This is a genomic window from Lactobacillus sp. UMNPBX4, from assembly GCF_002554115.1.
Classification (GTDB): domain Bacteria; phylum Bacillota; class Bacilli; order Lactobacillales; family Lactobacillaceae; genus Lactobacillus; species Lactobacillus gallinarum.
Genome location: NZ_PCZF01000004.1, coordinates 38,732 through 64,327, shown reverse-complemented (window position 1 = coordinate 64,327; position 25,596 = coordinate 38,732). Strand labels below are relative to the sequence as shown.

The 25,596-nt window shown below is 35.7% G+C and carries 24 protein-coding genes; 5 read left to right on the top strand and 19 right to left on the bottom strand.

Annotation, left to right across the window (positions count from 1 at the left end; all coding sequences use genetic code 11):
• Positions 1 to 61: 61 nt before the first annotated feature.
• The 8 genes from yjeM to rpsO all read right to left on the bottom strand — a co-directional run bounded on the left by yjeM (position 62) and on the right by rpsO (position 9,572).
• Entirely contained in the window at positions 62 to 1,570 is a 1,509-nt protein-coding gene (gene yjeM, locus CP355_RS01645) for a glutamate/gamma-aminobutyrate family transporter YjeM (protein ID WP_098043753.1), read from the bottom strand.
• A gap of 123 nt (positions 1,571 to 1,693) precedes the next feature.
• Positions 1,694 to 2,284: a ribosome biogenesis GTP-binding protein YihA/YsxC gene (gene yihA, locus CP355_RS01640; RefSeq protein ID WP_087175811.1), complete on the bottom strand. Its 591-nt coding sequence runs from the start codon at positions 2,282 to 2,284 to the stop codon at positions 1,694 to 1,696.
• Entirely contained in the window at positions 2,274 to 3,548 is a 1,275-nt protein-coding gene (clpX, locus tag CP355_RS01635) for an ATP-dependent Clp protease ATP-binding subunit ClpX (protein WP_098043752.1), read from the bottom strand. Before clpX ends, yihA begins: the two co-directional genes overlap by 11 nt.
• 130 nt (positions 3,549 to 3,678) lie before the next feature.
• Entirely contained in the window at positions 3,679 to 5,010 is a 1,332-nt protein-coding gene (gene tig, locus CP355_RS01630; RefSeq protein ID WP_098043751.1) for a trigger factor, read from the bottom strand.
• A gap of 144 nt (positions 5,011 to 5,154) precedes the next feature.
• A complete protein-coding gene (gene tuf / locus CP355_RS01625; RefSeq protein ID WP_025005019.1) occupies positions 5,155 to 6,345 on the bottom strand; it encodes an elongation factor Tu in 1,191 nt (396 codons plus the stop codon).
• A 189-nt stretch (positions 6,346 to 6,534) separates the two neighbouring features.
• Positions 6,535 to 7,368 (bottom strand): tetratricopeptide repeat protein, encoded by an 834-nt coding sequence (locus CP355_RS01620; RefSeq protein WP_098043750.1) that lies wholly within the window; start codon positions 7,366 to 7,368, stop codon positions 6,535 to 6,537.
• 2 nt (positions 7,369 to 7,370) lie between these two features.
• Positions 7,371 to 9,143, bottom strand: a complete 1,773-nt coding sequence (locus CP355_RS01615; protein WP_098043749.1) for a ribonuclease J — start codon at positions 9,141 to 9,143, stop codon at positions 7,371 to 7,373.
• 159 nt (positions 9,144 to 9,302) lie between these two features.
• Positions 9,303 to 9,572, bottom strand: coding sequence for a 30S ribosomal protein S15 (rpsO, locus tag CP355_RS01610; protein ID WP_087175854.1), 270 nt, complete (start codon positions 9,570 to 9,572; stop codon positions 9,303 to 9,305).
• Positions 9,573 to 9,768: 196 nt separating this feature from the next.
• Here rpsO and rpsT point away from each other — a divergent pair, with 196 nt between their 5' ends.
• Positions 9,769 to 10,026 carry a 30S ribosomal protein S20 gene (gene rpsT / locus CP355_RS01605; RefSeq protein ID WP_014919008.1) on the top strand — a complete coding sequence of 86 codons (258 nt, stop codon included), beginning with the start codon at positions 9,769 to 9,771 and terminating at the stop codon, positions 10,024 to 10,026.
• A 60-nt stretch (positions 10,027 to 10,086) separates the two neighbouring features.
• Here rpsT and holA read toward each other — a convergent pair whose 3' ends face one another.
• The 9 genes from holA to typA form a co-directional block, all read right to left on the bottom strand.
• Positions 10,087 to 11,073, bottom strand: a complete 987-nt coding sequence (holA, locus tag CP355_RS01600) for a DNA polymerase III subunit delta (RefSeq protein ID WP_098043748.1) — start codon at positions 11,071 to 11,073, stop codon at positions 10,087 to 10,089.
• Complete coding sequence (locus CP355_RS01595) at positions 11,070 to 13,358, bottom strand: DNA internalization-related competence protein ComEC/Rec2 (RefSeq protein ID WP_098043747.1); 2,289 nt, start codon at positions 13,356 to 13,358, stop codon at positions 11,070 to 11,072. Before CP355_RS01595 ends, holA begins: the two co-directional genes overlap by 4 nt.
• Positions 13,327 to 14,025 carry a helix-hairpin-helix domain-containing protein gene (locus tag CP355_RS01590; protein ID WP_087175806.1) on the bottom strand — a complete coding sequence of 233 codons (699 nt, stop codon included), beginning with the start codon at positions 14,023 to 14,025 and terminating at the stop codon, positions 13,327 to 13,329. Before CP355_RS01590 ends, CP355_RS01595 begins: the two co-directional genes overlap by 32 nt.
• 77 nt (positions 14,026 to 14,102) lie before the next feature.
• Complete coding sequence (locus CP355_RS01585; protein WP_025005025.1) at positions 14,103 to 15,137, bottom strand: SepM family pheromone-processing serine protease; 1,035 nt, start codon at positions 15,135 to 15,137, stop codon at positions 14,103 to 14,105.
• Positions 15,121 to 15,615, bottom strand: a complete 495-nt coding sequence (coaD, locus tag CP355_RS01580; protein ID WP_025005026.1) for a pantetheine-phosphate adenylyltransferase — start codon at positions 15,613 to 15,615, stop codon at positions 15,121 to 15,123. The genes CP355_RS01585 and coaD overlap by 17 nt, the downstream gene beginning before the upstream one ends.
• Positions 15,616 to 15,617: 2 nt before the next feature.
• Complete coding sequence (gene rsmD / locus CP355_RS01575; RefSeq protein ID WP_098043746.1) at positions 15,618 to 16,166, bottom strand: 16S rRNA (guanine(966)-N(2))-methyltransferase RsmD; 549 nt, start codon at positions 16,164 to 16,166, stop codon at positions 15,618 to 15,620.
• Positions 16,163 to 16,507 carry a YlbG family protein gene (locus CP355_RS01570; RefSeq protein WP_025005028.1) on the bottom strand — a complete coding sequence of 115 codons (345 nt, stop codon included), beginning with the start codon at positions 16,505 to 16,507 and terminating at the stop codon, positions 16,163 to 16,165. Before CP355_RS01570 ends, rsmD begins: the two co-directional genes overlap by 4 nt.
• Positions 16,504 to 17,685: an FtsW/RodA/SpoVE family cell cycle protein gene (locus tag CP355_RS01565; RefSeq protein WP_087175803.1), complete on the bottom strand. Its 1,182-nt coding sequence runs from the start codon at positions 17,683 to 17,685 to the stop codon at positions 16,504 to 16,506. Before CP355_RS01565 ends, CP355_RS01570 begins: the two co-directional genes overlap by 4 nt.
• A 95-nt stretch (positions 17,686 to 17,780) precedes the next feature.
• On the bottom strand, positions 17,781 to 19,628 hold the full coding sequence (gene typA / locus CP355_RS01560) for a translational GTPase TypA (protein WP_025005030.1): 1,848 nt from the start codon (positions 19,626 to 19,628) through the stop codon (positions 17,781 to 17,783).
• Between the two features lie 251 nt (positions 19,629 to 19,879).
• Between typA and def the strand changes: the two genes are divergently transcribed.
• Complete coding sequence (gene def, locus CP355_RS01555; RefSeq protein WP_025005031.1) at positions 19,880 to 20,434, top strand: peptide deformylase; 555 nt, start codon at positions 19,880 to 19,882, stop codon at positions 20,432 to 20,434.
• Positions 20,435 to 20,532: 98 nt separating this feature from the next.
• Here the strand turns inward: def and CP355_RS01550 are convergent, their stop codons facing one another.
• Together CP355_RS01550 and CP355_RS01545 are read right to left on the bottom strand one after the other, a co-directional pair.
• Positions 20,533 to 21,573, bottom strand: coding sequence for an IS3 family transposase (locus tag CP355_RS01550; RefSeq protein WP_143468299.1), 1,041 nt, complete (start codon positions 21,571 to 21,573; stop codon positions 20,533 to 20,535).
• Positions 21,534 to 22,262: a helix-turn-helix domain-containing protein gene (locus tag CP355_RS01545; RefSeq protein WP_098043744.1), complete on the bottom strand. Its 729-nt coding sequence runs from the start codon at positions 22,260 to 22,262 to the stop codon at positions 21,534 to 21,536. The genes CP355_RS01550 and CP355_RS01545 overlap by 40 nt, the downstream gene beginning before the upstream one ends.
• Positions 22,263 to 22,650: 388 nt before the next feature.
• On the opposite strand from CP355_RS01545, the gene CP355_RS01535 reads away from it, so the two are divergent.
• Genes CP355_RS01535 through CP355_RS01525 form a run of 3 tightly spaced genes read left to right on the top strand, consistent with a single transcriptional unit; the run spans position 22,651 to position 25,551 of the window.
• Entirely contained in the window at positions 22,651 to 22,872 is a 222-nt protein-coding gene (locus CP355_RS01535; RefSeq protein ID WP_025005032.1) for a DNA-dependent RNA polymerase subunit epsilon, read from the top strand.
• A gap of 6 nt (positions 22,873 to 22,878) precedes the next feature.
• Positions 22,879 to 24,558, top strand: a complete 1,680-nt coding sequence (rnjA, locus tag CP355_RS01530; RefSeq protein WP_087175802.1) for a ribonuclease J1 — start codon at positions 22,879 to 22,881, stop codon at positions 24,556 to 24,558.
• A gap of 45 nt (positions 24,559 to 24,603) precedes the next feature.
• Positions 24,604 to 25,551, top strand: a complete 948-nt coding sequence (locus CP355_RS01525; protein WP_098043743.1) for a diacylglycerol kinase family protein — start codon at positions 24,604 to 24,606, stop codon at positions 25,549 to 25,551.
• Positions 25,552 to 25,596 lie beyond the last annotated feature (45 nt).

Here is a 25,596-nt window from a genome sequence, read left to right as displayed (position 1 = left end):
GAGTTGGATTGATCGTCTTTTGGTATCTGAAAGTTAGTTTTTTCCCAGACACTTTTTGTATTTAATTTAAATCGGTTAAACCATGTTTTTTCTTTGAAGTACGATAAAAAATATAAGCTATTAAACCAAAGAAAATAGGTCCAAATCCAGTCCAGAAAGCTGTCGCATATCTGTGTTCCAAAATTGGTTGTAAAACTGTAAATATAATACCCGTGCAAACAATTATTTCAACAAATACTACCAGCGCTACTGTCCATTTATAATTCGTAAATACTCTAAATTTACGCGAATAATCTTTCTTTAAGAAAAATGGAAATGCACCTATCAAAAAGATATATGGTGCAGTTGCAGCAACATTACCCATATCGGTCAAAATTTGATAAAAGCTTGTAGCTGCACTACCACCGAAGGAAACGACCGCAATTAACAAGCAGACGAAAACAGTTTGAGCCCACATTGCATTAGCAGGAATGCCATGTTTGTTTAATTTAGTTGCAGCCTTCGGCCAAAGACGTGGATCAGATCCCATGATAAAGGACTTAACGGGTGAATATAGTAATACGAAGAAAGCACCCATCATTCCCATTAATCCTGATAAGGCAATTGCTCTCGTAAAGATTTTACCAATCATTAAACTAGTCTGCGGATCCAAATGTAAGGCGGTACCGAACGCTTTACCCAAAGTCCCGTAAACCACATAAGTAATATTACCTGTGTTAGCACCGGTTTGAACGATATCCTTTTGATAATTAACCGAAAAACCGGTCATAAAGATCATTAAAACATAAGAAATAATCGTAAACAAACTACCGATAATTAAGCCCTTAGGGAAATCTTTTTCGGGATGCTTCATACTGTCAATTACCCCACCTACGGTCTCCATACCACCATATGCAAATACTGCATAGACAACAAAGGAAATAATAGTAATTGGAGTTTGGAAATCCTTATTAGGTGAAATAATAAAACTCTGCCAACCAGTGATTGGCTGTGCTAATTGTCCATGATTCATAATGATGACTAACAAACTAGATAAGATAAAAATCAAGTTCATCCCGATCATAAACCAGCCACCAATTGAGGACATGATCTTAATTCCAGTCATCCCTCTTGAAGAAAAGTATGTAGATACAATCATGAATAGAATTGCCAATACACCTATTAGCTGTGTTCCATGTAAACCAAATAAATTCCAACTCTGAGTTGTATCTTTACCAAAAATTAGCGCTGAAATCGAAATCCAGAGTCTTGAGGCACTAGATACTAGCCAAAGTACCCAGTTAGCCAGCCAAACAAAAGTCCCGATAAAGGCCCATTTTTCGCCAATAGAGCCCGCAAGCCAGGAGTAAATTCCACCTTTTGCATCGTGAAAGGCTGAACCATATTCTGCCATCATTAATCCAGCTGGAAAGAAAAAACAAATTCCGGCTAAAATAAACCAAATAATTCCGGCATAAGTCATTTGCCGGTATGAAACCGAGACATTACCGAAACCATAAACCGTAGTTATGATCATTAAAACCAGGCTTAAAGTAGTTAATGTCTTTTTCTGTGTTTTATTATCATCCAAGATGAAGCCTCTACTTTCTTTACTACACTTTCAATTTTAGCACCCTTTCTTTTAAGTAAATTTATTCTAATAATCATCTCATAAGAAAAAGCTGCTAACCCCAGTTAACAGCTTTCTCATTCTTTATTTACTAATTTTTTCTTCAATCCAGTTGCCCAGTTCTGCAACATGCAATTTAGTTACGGAACTGAATGTCAAAACCGTTACATGATCATAATTAAGATCTATGTTCTTTTTCAAACGGGACATTACTTTATTTACTTGGCTCTTTTTTATTTTATCAATCTTCGTACATACAACTAAAATAGGTAAATTCAGATATTGAGCATAATTATACATTGCAATATCATCTTTAGTTGGTTCATGACGCGAATCAATTAAAATTACTAATCCCTTTAAGTTGGGTCTTGTTTCCAAGTAATCTTGAATCATCTCACCAAATTCTTGGCGTTTCTTTTGCGAAACTCTTGCATAACCATACCCTGGTACGTCTACAAGATAAAACTCATCATTTACTAGATAGAAATTCAAGGTTTGCGTTTTACCAGGCTGTGAAGAGGTTCTAGCCAAGTTTTTTCGATTAAGTAGAGTGTTAATCAGACTTGACTTTCCAACGTTTGAGCGGCCTGATAATGCAATCTCAGGCAAATCATCCTTAGGATATTGATCTTCTCTAACTGCACTGACAGCATAACTACTACTTTTAATTATCATTAGCGCCTACCTGTGCTTTACTACTTTCTTTTTTATCCTTTTTACGAATAACCTTAGGTTCAGCATGACGCGTAATTACATCTTTGGTTACCTCAACGGCTTCAATGTCTTTTTCACTTGGAGTCTTGTACATGATATCCATAATTGAATTTTCAATTATAGTTCTTAAACCACGTGCCCCCATATTTCTTTGAATTGCCAAATCAGCAATTGCTTTAAGCGCACCATCAGTAAACTTAAGGTTAACACCATCAAGTGAAAGTAGCTTCTTATATTGCTTAACCAAAGCATTCTTTGGCTCAGTTAATACTCTTACCAAATCTTCACTGTTAAGCTTATCTAAAGTTGTGATAATTGGAATTCTACCAATAAATTCAGGAATCATTCCAAATTTAACTAAATCTGCTGTAGTTAAATGACGAGTCCAATCATCTGCATCAATTTTATCAACTTCATTTTCAGCACCGAAACCAATCGTCTTTTTACCTAATCTATTCTTAACGATTTGTTCAATACCATCAAAAGCCCCACCAACAATAAACAGAATGTTAGTGGTGTCCATCTTGATCATTTCTTGTTGTGGGTGCTTACGACCACCTTGAGGCGGAACTGAAGCAATAGTACCTTCTAAGATCTTCAGTAATGATTGTTGTACACCTTCACCTGAAACATCACGAGTAATTGAAACATTCTCAGATTTCTTAGAAATTTTGTCAATTTCATCGATATAAATAATGCCGCGTTGAGCACGTTCCAAATCGTAATCTGCATTTTGCAATAATTTTAGCAAGATATTTTCTACATCTTCCCCAACATAACCAGCCTCGGTTAATGTGGTTGCATCTGCAATTGCAAAAGGTACATTTAAGATTCGAGCTAAAGTTTGAGCTAAATAAGTCTTACCTGATCCAGTAGGACCAATCATTGCAATATTAGACTTCTGTAATTCTATAGAAGAATCAACATCCATTTGACTGATTCTCTTGTAATGATTATAAACAGCAACAGATAATACCTTTTTAGCACGATTTTGGCCAATTACGTATTGATCAAGTTGTTTTTTAATTTCCATTGGTTTTGGTAATTCACTTGCAGTTTTAACAGAATCTGCACGTAATTCATCATCAATGATTTTTTTAGATAAGTCAACGCATTCATTGCAAATATAAACGCCATTACCAGCGATCATTTTTTTGACTTGGTCTTGAGTTTTACCACAAAAAGAACATTTAATCTCTTCTTGATCTGTAAACTGATTTGCCATTATATTTCCTCCCTATACCTACCAAAATAGATTATCATAAATTAACATATTTTGATAAATATTAAGCTTAAATATCAAAAAAAGCGGCCTAAAGCCGCTTTTTAATGAGAAATCAGTAATAATTTATTTATTACTTACTTTCCTTCTTGTCTTCTGCTTCTTTTGCTTCAAGCTTTGCCTTAGCAACTTGCTTAGCATTATCAGTAACAAGATCCATAGCCTTACGTACAGTGATGTCGTGACTTAACATGTCGTCTGACAAAGTGTTACGTACAGTCTTTTCATCCATGTTGTATTCAGCAGCAAGGTCCTTGATTTCCTTATCAATTTCTTCCTTGGTTGCCTTAAGACCTTCTTTTTCAACAATAGCTTCAAGAACTAAGTTAGTCTTAACTCTTTCAGCAGCGTTCTTAGCAAATTGTGAACGTAATTGTTGTTCATTAGTATTGGTCAACTTGTAGTAAGTTTGTGGATCAATACCTTGACGTTGCATGTTACCTAAGTATTGGTTCAATTGAGTATTAACGTCGTCTTGAATCATTGCATCAGGAATTTCATCAACAGTAGCGTTCTTTACTGCACTTTCAATAGCTGCTTCTTGAATAGCATCGTTTGCAGCTTGTTCCTTTTGATCCTTCAATTGCTTCTTGATCTTGTCTTTTAATTCATCAAGAGTATCTACTGAATCATCAACATCCTTAGCAAACTCGTCGTCTAACTTAGGAAGTTGCTTTGACTTAACTTCGTGAATCTTAGTTGCAAAGTGTGCTTCTTTACCTGCTAAATCCTTTGCACCGTAATCCTTAGGGAAGGTTACAACAACATCAACATCGTCGCCTGCTTCGTGACCGATAAGTTGATCTTCAAAGCCAGGAATGAATGCGCCTGAACCTAATTCAAGTGAGTAGTTTTCAGCTGAGCCGCCTTCAAATTCCTTGCCATCAATAGTACCCTTGTAATCGATGGTTACAGTGTCGCCCTTAGCTGCCTTACCCTTCTTAAGAACAAGTTCAGCATTTTGTTCACGGCGCTTATCAAGTTCTGCATCAACGTCTTTTTGGTATACACGAGTATTTTGCTTTGGAACTTCGATACCCTTGTAGTCGCCTAACTTAACTTCTGGTTCTACAGTAACAGTAGCCTTCATAGTCCAGTCTTTATCTTTGTCCATTGATACTGGAACAATTTGTGGTTGACCAACTGCAGCAATACCTGCTTCCTTAACAGCAGCAGAATATGCATTTGGCAATACAATGTTTAAAGCATCTTCATATAATGCTTCTTCACCATAGTATTGATCAAAAATAACACGAGAAACGTGACCTTTTCTAAAACCAGGAACACGTAAGTTTTTCTTAACTCTTCTAAAAGCTTGATCCAAACCTAATTTAATTTCATCTTTTGAAATATCAAAAGTAAGTTCACCGGTTGTTTTACCGGTCTTTTCCCATTTTACAGACATTAATAAAATACCTCCAATGTCAAGTTTGAGTTTGCTTCTTGCATACTAAGTTATCTTACCTTAAACTGGCACAAAAAACAAATCTAAAAGAAAAAAGATGCGCTCCTGTGAAGAAGTGCATCTTTTTTGCTATATCGTTAGAAATTAGTCAAGGATTTCAGTAACCTGACCGGCACCAACGGTACGACCACCTTCACGGATGGTGAACTTAGTACCCTTTTCGATGGCAGCTGGCTTAATCAAAGTAACAGTGAATTCAGTGTTATCACCAGGCATAACCATTTCAGTACCTTCTGGCAATTCAATTTCACCAGTAATATCAGTGGTGTGGAAGTAGAATTGTGGACGGTAGTCTGAGAAGAATGGAGTGTGACGTCCACCTTCTTCTTTCTTCAAGACATAAACTTGAGCCTTGAATTCCTTGTGGGTTTGGATTGAGCCTGGAGCAGCCAATACTTGACCACGAACAACTTGGTCACGGTCAATACCACGAAGCAATACACCAACGTTATCGCCGGCTTCACCTAAGTCCAAAGTCTTGTGGAACATTTCCAAACCAGTAACAACTGACTTAAGAACCTTGTCTACCAAACCAACGATTTCGACTTCATCGCCGACCTTAACAGTACCACGGTCGATACGACCTGAAGCAACAGTACCACGACCAGTGATAGTGAATACGTCTTCAACTGGCATTAAGAATGGCTTGTCAGTTTGACGTTCTGGAGTTGGGATGTATTCATCAACGACGTCCATCAACTTAAGAATTTGTTCTTGAGCTTCCTTGTCGCCTTGTAAAGCCTTCAAAGCTGAACCACGAACAACTGGAATATCGTCACCAGGGTAATCGTATTCAGTTAACAAGTCACGAACTTCCATTTCAACCAAGTCGATCAATTCTGGGTCGTCAACTAAATCGCACTTGTTTAAGAATACTACGATGTAGTTAACACCAACTTGACGAGCAAGCAAAATGTGTTCACGAGTTTGTGGCATAGGACCATCAGTTGCAGCAACAACTAAGATAGCACCATCCATTTGTGCAGCACCGGTAATCATGTTCTTGATGTAGTCGGCGTGGCCTGGAGCGTCCATGTGAGCGTAGTGACGATTTTCAGTTTCGTATTCTACGTGGGCGGTGTTAATAGTGATACCACGTTCCTTTTCTTCTGGTGCAGCATCGATTTGTGAGTAATCTTCAGCCTTAGCCAAACCCTTGTCAGCTAAAACAGTAGTAATAGCCGCAGTTAAAGTGGTCTTACCGTGGTCAACGTGACCGATAGTACCAATGTTTACGTGTGGCTTAGTTCTAACGTAATGTTCTTTTTCTGCCATTAAAATGACCCTCCTGTAAATTTGCAAGAAGTCCGTTGAGATAAGTTAACGGATAATTCTCTGTTGAATATTGTACTACTTTCTTCGGCAATTGCCTAGTAAAAAAGCTTAAGCTAAATTGCCTAACGAAAATATCCTTTGCTAATTATACTAAATACTTTGAAAATGTAAACCTTTTTTACCTATTTTTTAATTTGGAAATTTTCGATAAATTTTTTCAAATAAATCTTGATGAGTTCTGCCATTTCTTTGTTGCAAATAAGCTACCAAATCGCTAGCAAAACTATCAGGTTCATCTACATAATCATCTAGCTTAGGGTACAAACTACCTAATACTAAATTGGTTTCACCAATCATAAGCGGTAATTGACTAGGATTATGACTAAATTTAGCCCCAATAGCTGAAATTATCTCTTTGTATTTAGGGGCTTTTTCTAAAAGCAAAGTATCTGCAGGAATAAATTCGGTTAAATCATCCAAAACCCACACTTTAAATTTATCTTTCAACTTTAGTCTAATAAGATCTTCACAAAGAGATAAGCGCACAGCGAATTCTGAAATAGGTTCTAATAAAATACTTTGAGCAAAAGTTGTAAAATTAACCAAATTTAATTTATGCAAGCTTTCATAATCCATTTGGTTAACCTGCTTTTTTGCCTTAAAAGACTGCATAATTTGCTGTTGCTTTTCTTCAGAAACAGGCTGCACCTTAAAAGGTAATTCTAACCCTGTAATTTCTTTTAACTGTAAAGCTTCTATTAAAAAGTTATTTTCCTTTAAAACTTTACAATACATCCGATATACTTGCTTATTAGAAAAAAGATCAGGCTCTTCTTTAATTAAAGCATAGGCCTGATCTTCTTGTTTATTTGCACAATAGAGATCACAAAGCTCCAAGATCACATCTAATGAATGCTCTCCTCGCAATGCTTCTTCTAAATTTTGAATTGCCGCAGCAAGATCTCCCTTGTGCTTATTTTCTTCAGCAAGTTTCAATAAATTCTTTTGACTTACTGATGTCATAATTATTCTTTCTTTTCTTTATTATTTCTTGTTTTATTGTTTGATGAATGTGATTTGTTATTTTCTTGCTTTTTCTCATTACGCTTTTGCATAGCACGATGACGGTTTTGGTTTACTTCCATCACAACTGGCAAAATAACGGGACGACGATTTGTTTTCTTATATAAGAATTTCTCCAAATCGCTGCGAATATCTTGCTTTAATTCTGTCCAATCAAACTTCTTGTGCTCGAAGTTGCTGTTAATTGCCTTTTTAATCACATCAATTGAATCATTCATCAACTGTCTATTGGCTTTAATGTAGACAAATCCACGGCTAGTTACTTTAGGTTCTGCGATAATCTTTTTCTTTTTACGATCAATTGTAACTACAGCAATGAAAATACCATCATCAGAAAGCACTTCTCGATCGCGCAAAACAATGTTACCTACATCACCAACACCTGAGCCATCGATCATAGTGTCTTCACCAGGGACAGGATCAGATAAGTAGAAGCGTTTCTTCTTAAAGTCGTAGTCTAAGCAATCACCATTTTTAGTAATATAGATATTCTTAGGACTCATACCAGTCTTAATAGCCAAGCTACGAACAATTTCTAATAATCTATACTCACCAATAACTGGGATTAAGAACTTAGGCTTTAAAGTATCAATCAATAATTGAATATCACGACCGGTTGCATGCCCACTAGTATGCATGTTGCGGCCCAATTGAATAACTGTTCCGCCTGCTTTATAGACAAGGTCACTGGTTTCAGCCACCATAGTTTCAACGGCATGAGATGGAGTTGTAGCAATAAAGACTAAATCACCATCATGAATAGTAATCATACTATGGCGCTTCTTAGCCATTTTTTGTAATGAGTTAAGTGGTTCACCCATTCGACCAGTTTCCAAAATAACTGTTTGATTATCTGGCACGGTCTTTAAATCCTTAACTCGCATTAAAAGGCCATCTGGCACATCTAAATAGCCTAATTTCATTGAAGTTCTAACAATTTTAGCCAAATCACGACCAGTTAAAAGTACTCTCTTTCCAGTAGCTTTAGCTGCGTTTAGAACTTCTTGCACGCGATTCAAATTAGATGCCTTAGCTGCAACGATAATTCGACCAGTTGCATTTCTAAAAACATTAGTTACAAAGTTACCAATATCTTGTTCTGAAACATTAGGATATGAAGCTTCCGCATTTGATGAATCACTTAAAAGAGCAAGAACTCCTTTTTGTTCAATTTCAGCTAAGCGATCCATATCAGTCCGGTAGTTGTCGGCAGCAGTTGGATCAAACTTGAAATCACCAGTATAAACGATCTCACCTGCTGGAGTATGAACATCAATACCTAATGAATCAGGAATTGAGTGGGTAGTATGGAAGAATGAGATACTTGCATTCTTAAAATCGATTTCGGTATCTGCATCAATTACGTGGAATAAACTATTTTTGCGATGCTTATTTTCACGTTGAACTTCTATCTTGGCAAGTTCAATACTTAATTGAGAACCAAATACTGGAATATCATACTTACGCAAAATATATGGCAATGCACCAATTGAATCAGCATGCCCGTGCGTTAAAAAGATTCCTGCTACTCGGTCTCCATATTGTTCAAAGAAATCAAGATCAGGAATTACTACATCGATACCGAATAAAGAACTATCAGGATACTTCAGTCCGGCATCAAGAACAAAAATTTCATCATTAACCTGAACGGCAAACATGTCTTTACCCTGTTCACGTACACCGCTCAAGACCATAATCTTTAGTTGATTAGCCATTATATTTCCTTTTCTATATTAAAATTTTTAATTTTTTATGGATCTAAAAGATCACAACGTAAAAATATCTGTTTCAATTTTAGCATAAAGGAGGAAAATATGACAGATGCAAAAAAAGCCAACCCTATGGTTGACTTTTCTTTCGTTATGATTAAGAAATTAACGACGAAGACCTAACTTCTTGATCAATTCACGGTAACGGTTAACGTCGTTGTTTTCTAAGTAACGAAGCAAGTTACGACGGTGACCGATCTTCTTAAGCAAACCAACGTATGAGTGGTGGTCGTGCTTGTGGCTCTTCATGTGGTCAGTCAAGTTGTTGATGTCTGCAGTTAAAAGAGCAACTTGAACTTCTACAGAACCAGTGTCGCCTTCGTGAGTTGCGTATTCTTTAATAATGTTGTCTTTTTCAGTTTTTGAAATTGCCATAAAAATTTCACCTTTCATAAATAATTGCCATTAACAACGTTTACCGTCGGTGTGAGCGGGTAAACAGCGTTAACGGTTCACTCGAACTATATTACACAATATTTTTTAAAAAAGCAAGCTCAAATTATCTTGCATCCCAAGTGGTTCTTAAGTATAATGGATGAAGTAAATTTCTAAATCATTGGAGGTGAATTTCATGCCACAAATCAAATCAGCTATCAAACGTGTTAAGACGCAAAACGCTACTAACAAACGCAACGCTTCTGAATTGAGCAAGTTAAGAACTGCTGTTAAGAAGTTCAAGAACGCTGTTGAAAGTGATAGTAAAGAAGACGTCTCCAAATTGCATTTAGAAGCTGTTCGCGCTTTGGACAAGGCTGCTTCAAAGGGCTTAATCCACAAGAACAAGGCTGCTCGTGACAAGAGTCGTTTAACTAAATTAGCAAACAAGTAATTTTACTTATTACTAATCAAAAAGAGAGAAGAAATTTGATTTCTTCTCTCTTTTTTTGCTTTAAACAGATAATACAAACAACTTTAAGAAATTGTCTTCATGATATGTTCCATTTTTGTAATTAAACTCCAGTTGAATTGCTTTTTGCAATAACTGCTCTAATTTAGACATATTTAACTTATTTTTTAAAGCCAATTTTACTCTATAGGGATGGACGCCGAGTTCTTTCACAATTTGTACTTCGCTTCTACCCCTTTTAGCTAGAATTTTTACCACTAATATTAATTCTAATTGGTTTTCAAAAACTGCTAGCAGTTGAATCGGATTTGTACCTTCTCTTAATTGATTATCAAGACGCTCTATGGCTTCTTGATAATTTTTATTTAATGCGGCCTCTAAAATAGCAAAAATATTTTGCGCTAATGATAAATCCACGTTCTGCATAACGGATTTTTCAGTGATCTTATTATCACTAGCTGCCATCTTTAATTTCTGATAATTACTTAAAATAGTATCAATAACTTGATCGCTGCGTTCAATTAATAGTTGCAAAGCAGATTGCGTAATAGTATATCCTTCAGCTTTAATAAGCGATTTTACTACTGCCCCTACTTCATAAGAACGAATAGTTGGCTCAACCACATTAAACTGCTTTAAGACCGTCTTAGTCAGCTTTTTACGACGATCAAGTTTATCATATGAAGCAACAATTACCACTACATCTTCTAATTCACTTAGATTATCAAAAATTTTCTGTAAATCATCCATCTGTTTCTTTAGCTTTTTTGGTACCTTTGCCGTTAAGAAAAATGGATTCTTTATAAGGATTAATTTATTTTCACTAAATAAACTCGACTCTGTCAAACTAGCAATTAATTCATCCAAACCATCATTTTCACAATCTACACTGACATGCTCTAAGTCCTTAAATTGATCTTCTTTAATATATGAATTAGCTAGATAATCATTAAGAAAATCATCTCCACCCCAAATCAAAGTATGGGGGTTATTATTATTCGTATTTTTAAATAAAGAAAGTAAGGTCATTTTTTACCCCGCTTCAAAAAGTAATTAAATTCTGATTTTTGCATTCCACCATAATACCAGCTAATCATACCACAGTCTTGGGTTGAAACCCATGGTATCTGTTGTTCACTAAGCGTGGTTAGCGTCTCTTGATGTGGGTGACCAAAACGGTTCTTTCGTCCTGCTGAAATAAAAACTTTTTGCGGATGAATCACTCGTAGAAAATCCGGATTGGATGAAGTTTTACTGCCATGATGTCCCAATTTGAAATAATCAACAGATAAATTGGATTTCTGCATAATCTCTTTTTCTCCTTCCTGGCCTAAATCTCCTGTAAAAAGCCAATTCTTATTGGCGACTCTAAAGAATAAACTTAAAGAATCCTCATTCTTTCCTTCTCCAGGTTGGTACGGATAAACCACATTAAACGTAATTTTAGGATCTTTTACTTGCATCCCTGCCAGTAGTTCAACTAATTTAGTATGTTTAATTCGACCATTTAATCTTTTTTGAAAAGAAGGATTATTAATCAAACCTTTAGCCATAAAAATTCTTTTCACATGAACTTGCTCAAGTAGCGGCCCTAAATCACCAACATGGTCTGCATCCTGATGCGAAACAAATACTCCATCAAGTGTACTAATCCCCAAACTTTTTAGAAAAGGAATAGTAATACGATTGACTTGGGGTGTTACTTTTTTACCCGAAAAATTCAGCTTTCCCCCTGTGTCAATCATATATGCCTTGCGCGGAAACGGAGTAGTAATCAAAATACTATCTCCTTGTCCTACATCAATCAAGGTTACTTGTCCTCGCAACGGAAAATGTATCATGCCGAAAAATATTAGATAAGTGCTAATTAAAACCATGCTTAATTCTTTTTTATTAAATTTCCATTCCGGACGTTCTCTTAAAGCAATTATCAGCAACATTGTTATCAATATTAAAATTAAACACTGCCACCAATTTATTTTGCCAAATGTTAATAACCCTAATTGGGTATTAGATAAACTACCAATTGCTTTTTCACCCAATTCCAAAATCTGTTCAAATAATGGAGCCAATTTTTTAGTAAAGCTAAATAATACGATATTGGTAAACGTTACAGGCATAACAACCCAATTAAAATAAGGGACCACCATCAAATTAAATAAAACAGTCAGGAAATTAACCTGGTAAAAATAAAACAGTAATAATGGCGTTAATAGCACATTCAATAAAATCGATTGTTGCATTTTGCCAAATTTATTTGTCAGCTGTAAGCCTAAAGCCAACAAATAACTCAAAATTGCTCCAGCTATCATAAACAGACGTGGCACAATCATAATATGCAAAATGCAAGCTAAGCCCAATATATCAATTGCCGCTACTCGATATCCTTTGAATTTGCAAATTTTACCTAGAAAGTACGTTAAGCTGGCCCTAACAAATCCTGCTTGCCCATAGCTTAAAAAGATGCCCAACAATAGCACTGCGCAACAACAAATAAATGCTTCTTCATCTGTCATTTTTAAGTAAAAACAGATTGTACTAATTATTAAGACGTATAATCCAACGTGCAAACCAGAAATGCTTAATAAGTGAATAACTCCCAAATCACGATAATTATTCAGAATTTCTTGATTTTCTTGCGCATTATTTTCACCTAAAAGTAATTCACTGGCAAAAAAGCCTAATAATTGTGGCATTTTTTGAAAATAATTTTGCAAATTAAAGCGCAATTTATGCAAACCAGTAATTACGTCATTTGATTTGACAGCCTTCATCTCGCAGCTAAAATATTTTATCTTTTGAGTGATTCCTTTTGCCGCGTAATAAGTTTGATAATCAAATTCGCCAATATTAGTTGCAGGTTCAATAATTCCGCATTCACCTTTAATCTGGCTAACTATCAATGGCAGTCCTTGCTTTAAATTATTTTCTTGTTCAGTTGGTACTTTGCCACTTATTAAGATTTTCCCCTGCTTAAAATGACCTACGCCCGTTAAATAATTATCTTTAACACGAACTTGATCGGGATAAATCTGTATTTGACTTTGCTCAGATAATTCAAAATGCACTTCTTTTTTATTCAAAATAATCGAACCAATAAATAGAGTGACTAGTACTAAAACCAATTTCAAGCTAGCAGCATATTTTTTTAACAATAAAAAAGAAAAATAACCAGCAGCAGAAATGCAAACTATTTTTTGACTGAATGAGTCACAAATAAATGCTAAAAAAGAGATTGCAATCAATAATAAAGCTGTTAATAAATAAAATCCAACATCATTTTTAAACAGTGAGTTGATCCTTGAGACTGGCAAAAGTCTTCTCTCCTATTCCTGATACCTGCATTAAATCCTCCACTTTTTTAAATGAGCCATTTTGTTCACGGTAAGCAATAATTTGCTCTGCTTTCTTTTCTCCTATTCCCGTTAATTTCTGTAAGCCAGCTACATCTGCTGTATTTAAATTAACCTTTTCCCCACTTCCTTGATTTTCAGAGGAGCTATTAGCAGCCGCTGAAGCTGAATTATTGCCCGTACCAGCAGTTAATGCACTATCTACTTTTTCGCCTTTATACGGAATATGAATTTTGTCTTGATCCTTTAATAAAATAGCCCGATTAATCGTCTTTAATTGCGCTTTATCCGTAGTTCCACCAGCGGCTTCAATTAACTCTTGCAATCTAGCCCCATTTTTTAACGTATAAACTCCCTGATGCTTAACGGCACCTGAAATATCGCAAGTTACTGTTTTAGACTCAGAAGAAGCAACATTAGACGCGTTGCTTGCTGAACTAGCATTAGCCGCAGAATTATCATTTGAGCTCATATTACTGGACTGACTTACTTTCTGATTATTATCAAATGAGGGCTCCTCTGCCCCATCTCCTTTTTTAAGCCATAGTCCACCTAGTAGCAATACAACCGCTACAATGAAATATAATTTCTTTTCCAACACAAATTCTTTAATTTTTTCAAAATCCATAAAATTTCACCTCTACTATTTAATACGCAAAAAAAGCCCAGAATTTTTTCTGGACTTTAATTTTTTTGCAAAAATTTTTAGTAATGTGATTTCAAATAGTTCAGAGCATCATCAAAAGTATCTACTGGAACTATTTTCATCTTTGTATGGATTTTTTTAGCAGTTCTTTTAGCTACAGCATAATTAGTTTCACTCTTTTTCACGCTTGATGAATCAGTTGGGGCAAAGAAGACTTCTGCTCCTTCTCGGCTGGCTGCTACTACCTTTTTATCGACCCCACCGATAATGCCGACCTTACCTGTTGGTGAAATTGTGCCTGTACCGGCGATTTTATGTCCATGACTAAGATTTTGCTTGCTGAATACTTCGTAACTTTCCAAAGTAAACATTAAACCAGCAGATGGACCACCGATTTCGCCAGCATTAATTGCTAGTTTAGGCTTAGTTTTAACTTCAACATGTTCAACTAGCTGAATACCAATTCCCGGTTTATTGGTTCCCTTAACTTTAACAACTTTACCGCTGATCTTCTTCGTTTGTTTTTCTCTTAAAACTGAAATAGTTATTTTGGAACCAATTTTTTGCTTACGTAAATATGTCATCATTTCTTCTGTTGAATGAAAACGATGACCATTTGCACCTAAAACAGTATCTCCGATTCTGAGTTTATGCTTAAAGCTAGAATTCTTTTGAACTTCCATTACATAAACGCCTAAATACTGCAAACTATGCTTTTTACCGGCCTTTTTAGCTGCATAATAAATCGCATTTTGTTGACTAGTTTCCATATACCAATCTTGCAACTCATTATATTGCACACTAGTCTGACCACCGAGTAATTCCTTGCTAGGAACTCGTTCATCATACGGCTTAGTGTAACTCCACAAGTATTGCAAAATAGATGCCGGCCGACTAGTTACGCTAACGGTGACTAAGTAAAAATTATCCGGCTTTTTATTTTTGGATTTAATAAACTGACTCACCGGAACCGCTTCACCCGGAGATTCAATAAAATAATCCGTTGGCCAAAATATTAATATACCAACAACTAAAATAGCAATAAGTGCAAGCAGCCAATTTCGTAATTGATGCTTCTTATTCTGCGTATTCATTGTTTAATTTCTTTCTTAAAGCCTTAGCAGCTTTTTCAGGTAAAAATTGACTAACGTCTTTGTCAAATCTAGCCAATTCCTTGATCATGCTGGAAGCTACAAACGAATTTTCTGGACTGCTAAACAATAAAACTGTGTTAATATCCGGAGCCAAGCGTTTATTAATTCCCGCAATTTCTTGTTCATATCGAAAATCAGCACTATTACGGACTCCACGTACTATTGCCTTAGCTTTTAATTCATGAGCCAAATCAACTGTAATCTCATCTGGCTTTTCTAAAACTTCGATGTTAGCAATATCTTTTAATGCATCCCTCGCAAAATCAGCTCTTTCTGCTGGAGAAAACAGATAATGCTTAGAAGTATTAGTCATTGCTACTAAATAAACTTTTTCAAAAATTTGAGCTGCTTTTTTTGCCGTTTCAATATGTCCATTTGTGATAGGATCAAAACTCCCTGGAAAAAGTGCAATAGTCATTTCTAATCCTTTCGATAAATTCTCACAATCGTTTTACCCAAATGGTGTTTCTTAATTAAGGAAAAGCCACTGATATCACCCAATTCAGTGTGATCATCAGTCTCTGCTACCACAGTTGCATTTGCATTCAACAATCCCAACTTATCCATTTGCAACATATCTTTAGCAATTTTTTCTTTAGCATATGGTGGATCCAAAAATACTAAATCAAATTTCTCTTGATTTTCTGCAAACAATTTTAATGCAGCATTGCTGCGCATATTATAAACGCTAAAACGATTTTCTTCTTTAGTTAAAGCTACATTCTTTTTAATAATAGAACAGGCGGCATGATTTATATCCACCAAACTGGCATGGTCGTATCCTCTTGACACGGATTCTATTCCTAAAGCACCGCTACCAGCATATAAATCTAAAACATTACCACCATTAAAAAATTGTCCTAATGAGTTAAAAAGCGATTCTTTAACTTTATCACTAGTAGGCCGAGTTTTATTGCTTTTTAAAGTAAATAAATTTCTTTTAGCATATTTTCCTGAAATGATTCTCATTGCATTTGATCCTCATTCTTTTCTTGTTCAAGTTGTAACTTTTTCTCCGCTTCTTTAGCCATTTCAACCAACTGCCCCTCAATATGTTGGCTATCTAAATTGACTTTTTCTTCTGGAGAAATTTCTACGTGATTTACAAAATCTAATTGTGCTATTTCATTTTTTAACTCTTTAGCTTCTTTGCGATTCACATACAGAACACAGTATTTCATATTCTTAGAGAAATAAACGATGTCACCATAATGACGCAGTTTGTATTGATCACTAACAGATCTTAGATAAATAATTAGTGCTACTCGTTTGGTTAAACGAGTATTTTCTATCTCTTGATTGATACTCACGCTATTGTTTCATCCTTTTCTTTGAGCATTTTTTCATTAGCAGATACATTTAAAACTAGCCCAATTGCGGCCGTTAAGACAATCATAGAAGAACCACCATAAGAAATAAATGGTAAAGTTACCCCGGTAATTGGTAATAATCCCAATACAGCTCCGATATTAAAAAATGCTTCAGTAAAAATAATCGTGGCAACGCCAAAACAAATTAGAGCATCAAATTGAGAAACAGCATGAATTCCCACATTCATGATTTCCAGCATTAAGTAAAATAATAAGCCAACTAACAAAATAGTTAAAATTACTCCAACTTCTTCAGCTGTAATTGACAAAATAAAATCAGTATATGGCTCTGGCAAATAGCCTCTTTTTTGCATACTATTGCCTAGCCCTACTCCTAATACGCCACCATTATGAATGGCATAGTACGAGTTAACTAACTGAGCTCCACCTTTTCTTTCTAATTCAAAGGGATGCAAAAACGACATTAATCGTTGAAATTGGTAACTCTTTTGCAAAAACTCAGGATTCCAAATAATGATTATAAGAACCACCAAGCCAATAACAAGTGCTATACCGATTAGCCAAGTTAAAGCTAATCTAGCTGGTATACCGGATACTGAAAACATTACTAGAGTAATCATAAACAGAATTGCAGTACCACCTAAGTCTGGCTCAACAATAACTAAGCACATTAAAAATGCAGCTAAAATAGCAGGGTGTGATAAATTATCCTTAATCTTACCTTTAACCAATTTACCATCCCTATGGTCTAAAACATAAGCCAAGTAAATAACTAAAGCTAATTTAGTGACCTCTAGTGGCTGTAAATTAATAAAACCTAAATTAATCCAACCTACAGCACCATTAACCGCTGCCGAACTATGGAAGAAGCGCAAAAAGACTAACCATAACAGCATTAAAATACAAATAATTAAAAAGCCCGCCACAAATTTAGGACTTTTAAATACCTTTATTTTTAGTGCAAAAAATGGAATACCAAAAAATAAAAATGCTACTAAAGCATAAATCGCTTGTCTAATACCATAAACACTTGGCTTAAAACCATTAACTAATAAAATATCTGAACTTGCTGAATAGACCAAAACTATCCCCAGAACTACCAAAATTAGATATGGGATAAATATACGATAGTTAAGGTATCTTAATTTTCGACGCACGAGCGTTGCCCCTTTTATGAAATAATACTTTTTCATTATAAAACAAAAAGGCCACCACTTCTATTAAGTGATGACCTTTTTAAGGTTATCTAAAATTAACCATTAGCACGAGCACGCTTCTTATCAGCCTTTTGACGCTCTGAAGTATTCAAGATCTTCTTACGTAAACGAATTGATTCTGGAGTTACTTCACAGTATTCATCATCGTTCAAGAATTCAATAGCTTCCTCAAGAGTCAAAGTTCTAGGGGTCTTAATTGCAGCTGCGTGGTCCTTACCTGCAGCACGAGTGTTAGTTAAGTTCTTACCCTTAGTTACATTAACTGCAATATCACGTTCACGTGATGATTGACCAACAATCATACCTTCGTAAACTTCAACACCAGCACCGATGAATAATTCACCACGTTGCTCAACTGATTGAAGTGAGTAAGTAGTTGATTGACCTTGGTTAATTGATACCAAAGCACCATTACGACGGCCTGGGTTCCAGTTCTTAACAACTGGCTTGTATGCTTCAAAGGTGTGGTTCATGATACCGTACCCACCAGTTTGTGACATGAATTCATTGTTGTAACCAATCAAACCACGTGATGGAACTAAGAATTCAAGACGAGTTTGGCCGTTACCAGTTGATTCCATGTTCTTCATTTCACCTTTTCTTTGTGAAAGTGAATCGATAACTGAACCAACGTATTCATCTGGAGTATCAATTTGAACAGACTCGAATGGTTCACACATAGTACCATCAATTTCACGGTAAATAACCTTAGGACGTGAAAGTTGTAATTCGAAGCCTTCACGACGAAGTTCTTCAACCAAGATTGAAAGGTGAAGTTCACCACGACCAGAAACAGTCCATGCGTTTAATTGATCAGTAGGTTCAACCTTTAATGAAACATCAGTACGAGTTTGACGGATCAAACGATCTTCAAGCTTCTTAGGAGTTACTTGGTCACCTTCACGACCTGCAAATGGTGAGTCGTTAGCAACAAAGTCCATTTGAAGGGTTGGTGGATCAATCTTAAGAAGTGGCAATGCTTCTGGATGTTCTGCTGAAGCAATTGTTTCACCAACGTAAATATCATTAATACCACTAATAGCAATGATATCGCCGGCCTTAGCTTCTTTAATTTCGTTACGCTTCAAACCGAAGTAACCAAATAATTTAGTAACACGGAAGTTTTGAGTAGAGCCATCACGCTTCATAACAGTGATGTTGTCTCCAACTTTAACCTTACCGCGGTAAATTCTACCAACACCAATACGGCCAACGTAGTCATCCCAGTCAAGCATTGTGATTTGAAATTGTAAAGGCTCATCTGAATTGTCGATTGGAGCAGGAATATTCTTAATAATGGTATCAAAGATAGGATCCATAGTTTCTTTTTGAGTACTTGGATCTGCATCATATGATGAAGTACCATTCAATGCTGATGCGTAAACAACTGGGAAGTCAAGCTGTTCATCGTTAGCACCTAATTCGATGAAGAGTTCAAGCACATCATCCAAAACCTTCTTAGGACGAGCACCTGGACGATCAATCTTGTTCAAAACAACAATTGGCTTTACACCGGCTTCCAAAGCCTTCTTCAAAACAAAACGAGTCTGTGGCATTGGACCTTCATAAGCATCAACCAAAAGTAATGCTCCGTCTACCATGTGCATAACACGTTCAACTTCCCCACCAAAGTCGGCGTGACCTGGTGTATCCAAGATGTTGATAGTAGTATCCTTGTATCGAACAGCAGTATTCTTAGATAAAATAGTAATACCACGTTCACGTTCAATAGCGTTTGAGTCCATAGCACGATCTTCCAGATTCATATGTTCTGGTAAAGTATCAGATTGCTTCAATAATTGGTTAACCAAAGTAGTTTTACCGTGGTCAACGTGGGCAATGATAGCAATATTTCTAAGATCGTCTCTTCTTTTTTCTGACAAAAGTATTCCTCCCCACTCTTCAATAAAAAAACTGTGACTCTGTCACAGTTTCGGTAACGCAGTAGCGCCTTATCGAAGTGCTTCTATTTTTGATCTGTATAGTTACGTTAGTGAATTTTACCACCTAACTGCACGCGGGTCAACGCTTAACAATAAGTTAACTTTTAATTGTTTTCATCTAAAATCAAGCAAAATCGCTTAAAATATGGTAAAAATATATTAGATAAGTTTTTTAAAAAGGAGTAATTATTTTGATCTTAATGAAAGATATCGTGCGTGACGGCGATCCCGTTTTACGCCAAGTTGCTAAGCCTTTAACTTTTCCGCTTAGCGACCACTACAAGCAATTAGCAGAAGATATGATGGAATATTTAGTTAATTCACAAGATCCAAAGATCGCTGAAAAACATCAACTTAGAGCAGGTGTTGGATTAGCTGCTCCACAAGTTGGCGAAGGCGTTCAAATGGCTGCGCTTTTAGTTCCTGATGATAAAGGTGAAATCATCTTTAAGGAAGTTTACGTTAACCCAGAAATAGTTTCTGAATCCGTACGTCAAGCTTGCCTTAGCGAAGGTGAAGGTTGCCTTAGCGTTGACAAAGTAATTAATGGTTACGTACCACGTCCAGACAAGTTAACTATTCATTACTACACTGTTGATGGAGAAGAAAAAACTATTCGCTTGAAAGATTATCCAGCTATTGTATCTTCTCATGAAATCGATCACCTTAATGGTCATCTTTTCTATGACAGAATTAATAAAAAAGATCCATTTGCACTTAAAGAAGATACTGTGGTTATTTCTTAATTGTTATTTAACCAAAAAAAGAGTCTGCATAATGATACATTCCCTGTCAAGTAGACAGTAGAAATACATAAAGCTTTTATTCCTCAGTTGATTAATAATCAGCTGAGGATTTTTTTAGCTTCTCTAATTTTCTTTTTGCTTATATCTTGCCAGTATCGTTCAATTCGATGATTTGGGGCAATGGGGCAGTTCTTAATATTACCCTTCATTGCTTCTTTGCGCATTTCACCAGCGGTCAAGCCATTGAAACGCTTCTGTGGATCTTCATTGATGTAGTAATCTATTGTTTTACAGATGGACTCATTAAGTTCTTCGTAACTAGCAACTTGAGGATGAAGAACAATTCGCATTTCTTTGATAATACCTTGCCAGCCTTCCATGGGACCATTATCAATACAGCAGCCAACGCGAGACATTGATTGTGTCATGCCTTGATTTCCTAGTTGATTCTGAAAAGGCGCACGAGTGAATTGAAATCCACGATCACTGTGAAAGAGCGGATGAGCATCTGGATAAGCTTCAATGGCTTGTTTATAGGCTGATTGAACTAAGGCAACATCATTTCGTTTACTAATTGCATAGCCGACAGGATAGCGATCATAGAGATCAAACACTGTACAAAGATATGCTTTAGGTAAACTAGGTACTACAACTTCAGTGATATCTGTACACCATTTTTCATTAGGTTTAGAAGCATTAAAGTTTCGCTTTAATTTGTTTTCAGCTGTTTTTTCTGGTGTTGTGTGTTTGAATTTAGGCTTCTGGTATCTCGGCTTTTGAGATCTGATGCCATTAACACACATTAAACGATAAACAGTTTTATGATAAATTGGCGTTTCATCAGGCATTTGACGATTAACTGCCATGGTCATCTTTTCCGTTCCAAATAGACTGTTGTTAGACTCAGTTATTTCAATAATCTTGGCTTCAATTCTCTTGTCTCGCTTTTCTCGCTGACCAGGCTCGCGTTTAGTGTCAAAGTATCTATAGTAGGCTGATCGTGCTATCTTAGCCCATTTACACATTAAATCGATTTTCCAATTGTACTTTTGATGACAGTCACGAATTAACTGATACGTATCTTTTTTCCAGCGTCTTCTTATTGCGGCTTGTCTGTATTTTGGCTGTCCGGCAAGCACATCCTTTCTAGTTGATCCAATTTTTTTAGGAACTCATTCTTAGTTTGTTCTTCTTTGAGCTGACGTTCTAACTCTGCAATTCTGTGATTAGCTAGTTCTAATTCCGTTAATTCTTCAGATTTCTTATGTCTACCTCGTTTATCTGTTAAGCCAATTTCACCTTTAGCCAAATATTTATGTGTCCAGCTATAAACCTGCTGGTAGGAACAGTTATATTTAACAGCTGTTTGAGTGTAATCCTTATTGTATTTAAGACAATATTGAACGATTTCAATTCTTTCTTGCTGGGTAGTTTTCCTTCTTGCTTTAGCCATATGGACCTCCGGGTGGGGATCATAATCCCAATTCTCTATATGACTATTATACTTGGAAACCCATTTTCTTACTGTTTCTCGACTTCTAATACCATATTTATTGGCTAAAGTTAATAATGATTCTTTACCGCTTAAATATTCTTGTACAATATTTTCTTTGAATTTTTTAGAGTAATGTTTATTATGCAGGCCAGAACTAAGGAACATATTTCGGTTACTTTGATATTGAAGAGCCCAATCTCTCACTCGATGGTCCCCGTTTTTACCTGTCATATTAAGCTTTTTAGCTATTTCAACAGCACTCAAATTACCATTCAAGTATTGTTCAACTGCCCATTTCTTTTGATCAAGTGTGTATTTGCTTTTTCTAGACATAGAAAAATCCCACCTCCGTGAATGATTGAATACTTTACGTGTTTCAATCGTCCACTTTAGTGGGATTGTATCATAAGCAGGCTCTTTTTATATAATAAAAAACCACTGGGTGACTGGACCAGTGGTTCATACATTGGGAATTAAGAAGATTGAAGAGACTTCTTATAGCGAGTAAATGAGTTTATTCATCATTCACTACAAATTCATAGTACAACTAATGTTATTTTACGTCAATAATTATCAAGAGAATTCCTTAATGATTTTCAAATGAATATAGATCTAAACATATTTATATACTTACCTTTACAAATATGATAAAATTTTTATTAGCTATAGAGTAATTTCACTCTAAATTGAACGTTTATACATTAATTAAGGAGAATCATTTATGATTTACAAAGTTTTGTATCAAAAAGACAAAATTGTCAACCCACGTAGAGAAACTACTCAAACTCTTTACATGGAAGCTGACAACATGGTCGAAGCAAGAAGTACGGTTGAGGACAACACCCCCTATAACATTGAACTCATCCAAGAATTAACAGGCAATTCTTTGGCTTACGAAAAAGAACACGCTGACTTTAAGTTAACTACGTTCGATAAGAAGTAATAAAGAGTGCGAATTAAAAATAATGAAGTAGCCGTTTATGCAATCGGGGGTTTGCATGAAATCGGTAAAAATATGTATTGTGTCCAGTATCAGGATGAAATTATCATCATGGACTGTGGTATTAAATTCCCCGAAGACGATTTATTAGGTATTAACTACGTTATTTCAGATTATTCATACCTAATCAAAAACCGTAAGAAGATTAAGGCTCTTGTAGTTAGTCACGGACATGAAGACCACATTGGTGGTATTCCATTTTTATTGGAAAAGATTCCTGAAATTCCTGTTTATGCAACTCCATTTGCCCTCTCATTAATCAGAGGCAAATTGGAAGAACATGGTATTTTGAAGACTACCGAACTGCATGAAGAACATGAAGATACGGTTTTAAAATTTAAGAAATTATCTGTTTCTTTCTTCAGAACCACACACTCCATTCCTGATACTTTAGGAATTGCTGTTCATACACCGCTTGGTGCTGTTGTCTTTACCGGTGACTTTAAGTTTGACTTAACTCCTGTTATGAATCAACCTGCACCAGATTTCCAAAAAATGGCTCAATTAGGTAAAGAAGGTGTACTTGCCCTTCTTTCAGATTCTACTAACGCTGAAGTTAGTCAATTTACTAAATCTGAAAGATTCGTTGCACAGTCGCTTCATAATATTATTACTGGTATTCATGGGCGAATTATTTTCGCTACATTTGCCTCTAACCTTTATCGTGTTTCTACAGCTATACAAGCAGCTATCGATACAGGTAGAAAAGTTGCCATTTTTGGACGTAGTATGGAAAATGGTGTAGATAACGGAATCGATTTAGGATACTTAAATGTTCCAAAGGATTTAATTGTTGATGCAGAAGAGATTAACAAGCTGCCACCTGACAAAGTTATGATTCTATGTACTGGATCACAAGGTGAACCATTAGCAGCTCTTTCAAGAATTGCCAATGGTACTCACAGACAAATAACTTTACAGCCTGGCGATACAGTTATCTTCTCTTCTAACCCTATTCCAGGAAACACATTGAGCGTTAACCACTTAATTAACAAATTAATGGAAGGCGGCGCTAATGTCATTCATGGTCGTGTTAACAACGTCCACACTTCTGGTCACGGTGGTCAAGAAGAATTAAAGATGATGGTTCGCTTATCTAAGCCTAAGTACATGATTCCAGTTCACGGTGAGTACAGAATGCAGGTTATTCATACACAGTTAGCACAAGAAGCTGGTGTACCTGCTGAAAATACTTTCGTGTTGTCCAACGGTGAAGTTGTTTGTTTTGGGCCAAATGGAGCTAGAATTGCTGGTAGAATCCCTGCAGGCGATGTTTATGTTGATACTTCGGGTACTGCAGATGTTGGTAATGTTGTCGTACACGATCGTCAAATTCTTTCAGAAGAAGGTTTGGTTGTCGCTGTAGCAACTGTTGATTACAAACATAAACGTGTCTTAGCTGGTCCTGATATTCTCAGTCGTGGTTTCGTCTACATGCGTGAATCAACTGAACTGATTAACCAAGCACAAAAGCACGTCTACCACGTTCTTCGAAATGAAATGGCTAAATCAGACAAGCCTAAAGAAAGTGATATCAAGAAGGCAATTTCTGAAAATCTTTCTGATTTCCTTTACTCTAAGACTGAACGGCGACCAATGATTTTGCCAATTATTATTGAAAAGAAATAAAAAATTAGACTCCTTCGGGAGTCTTTTATTTTGAATATAAGATATATGAATAAAAAAATTAAAGTACATTTATTAGTTAATGAAGTAGCTGGAAATGGAAATGCTGTTGCAGCTGACCATTCCTTGCAAAAGGTATTAAATAATCTAAATATTCCATTTAGTCATAAAAAGAGCAATTATCCTGGCGAACTCATTAAGTTGGCTGAAGATTATGCCAATAAAAATCCTAACCCAAATGATATTTTAATCGTTGTGGGTGGTGATGGATCTTTCAATGAGGTTTTAAATGGCATTAAAAGATCAAATTTCCCTGAAACACCTATAACATATTTACCTGCTGGAACTGGCAATGATTTTGCGCGAGGAGCTGGATTAACTAACGATCCTTTGCAACTAGTTAATAATTTATTGCAAGATCCCGAGCCGGAACGCGTTGATTGCGGATTCTTTACTTCAAATATAGCTAAAATGCCGCATGGTTATTTTGTTAATAATTTTGGAATCGGCTTTGACGCATTTGTTGTTCATGAAAGCAATAATGAGAAACTAAAGAAAAAGTTAAATCATGTTAATTTTGGTAATTTGATTTATGGCTTAAATATTATTAAAGCTCTTGCAAAACAGAATACATTTACGGTTACGATCAAAACGGCAAATGAAACTGTGCGCTACGGGGATGCTTATTTCGTGACTACTACCAATCATCCATATTTTGGTGGTGGAATTGCGATTTTACCCAAAGCTGACATTTACAGTCATCATTTAGATACTGTGATCGTAGAAAAGCCCAACTTATTCAAATTTATCCATCTTTTTGGCAAATTATTAAAAGATGGATCACATGTAAATGCTCCCCAATTTCACTATATAGAGGCTAAAGAGATTCAAGTTACAACTCAAAAGCCAGAGTTTGCACAAATTGACGGTGAAGATTATGACGCCCAAGATTTTAAATTAACATTTAAAATAGATCACTTTAATTTGTTGAAATAAGCAAAAAAGCTAAGGTTTTCATTCAGATGAATGATTATCTTAGCT

Bases quoted from the DNA above. Each gene is read 5' to 3' on its own strand.
- tuf (WP_025005019.1), bottom strand. From the start codon at position 6,345: ATGGCAGAAAAAGAACATTACGTTAGAACTAAGCCACACGTAAACATT.
- rpsT (WP_014919008.1), top strand. From the start codon at position 9,769: ATGCCACAAATCAAATCAGCTATCAAACGTGTTAAGACGCAAAACGCT.
- CP355_RS01525 (WP_098043743.1), top strand. From the start codon at position 24,604: ATGAATAAAAAAATTAAAGTACATTTATTAGTTAATGAAGTAGCTGGA.
- yihA (WP_087175811.1), bottom strand. From the start codon at position 2,284: ATGATAATTAAAAGTAGTAGTTATGCTGTCAGTGCAGTTAGAGAAGAT.
- CP355_RS01615 (WP_098043749.1), bottom strand. From the start codon at position 9,143: ATGGCTAATCAACTAAAGATTATGGTCTTGAGCGGTGTACGTGAACAG.
- coaD (WP_025005026.1), bottom strand. From the start codon at position 15,615: ATGACTATTGCACTTTTTCCAGGGAGTTTTGATCCTATCACAAATGGA.
- CP355_RS01620 (WP_098043750.1), bottom strand. From the start codon at position 7,368: ATGACATCAGTAAGTCAAAAGAATTTATTGAAACTTGCTGAAGAAAAT.
- CP355_RS01545 (WP_098043744.1), bottom strand. From the start codon at position 22,262: ATGTCTAGAAAAAGCAAATACACACTTGATCAAAAGAAATGGGCAGTT.
- holA (WP_098043748.1), bottom strand. From the start codon at position 11,073: ATGACCTTACTTTCTTTATTTAAAAATACGAATAATAATAACCCCCAT.
- rpsO (WP_087175854.1), bottom strand. From the start codon at position 9,572: ATGGCAATTTCAAAAACTGAAAAAGACAACATTATTAAAGAATACGCA.
- rsmD (WP_098043746.1), bottom strand. From the start codon at position 16,166: ATGAGAATCATTTCAGGAAAATATGCTAAAAGAAATTTATTTACTTTA.
- CP355_RS01590 (WP_087175806.1), bottom strand. From the start codon at position 14,025: ATGGATTTTGAAAAAATTAAAGAATTTGTGTTGGAAAAGAAATTATAT.
- CP355_RS01535 (WP_025005032.1), top strand. From the start codon at position 22,651: ATGATTTACAAAGTTTTGTATCAAAAAGACAAAATTGTCAACCCACGT.
- clpX (WP_098043752.1), bottom strand. From the start codon at position 3,548: ATGGCAAATCAGTTTACAGATCAAGAAGAGATTAAATGTTCTTTTTGT.
- CP355_RS01585 (WP_025005025.1), bottom strand. From the start codon at position 15,137: ATGAATACGCAGAATAAGAAGCATCAATTACGAAATTGGCTGCTTGCA.
- tig (WP_098043751.1), bottom strand. From the start codon at position 5,010: ATGTCTGTAAAATGGGAAAAGACCGGTAAAACAACCGGTGAACTTACT.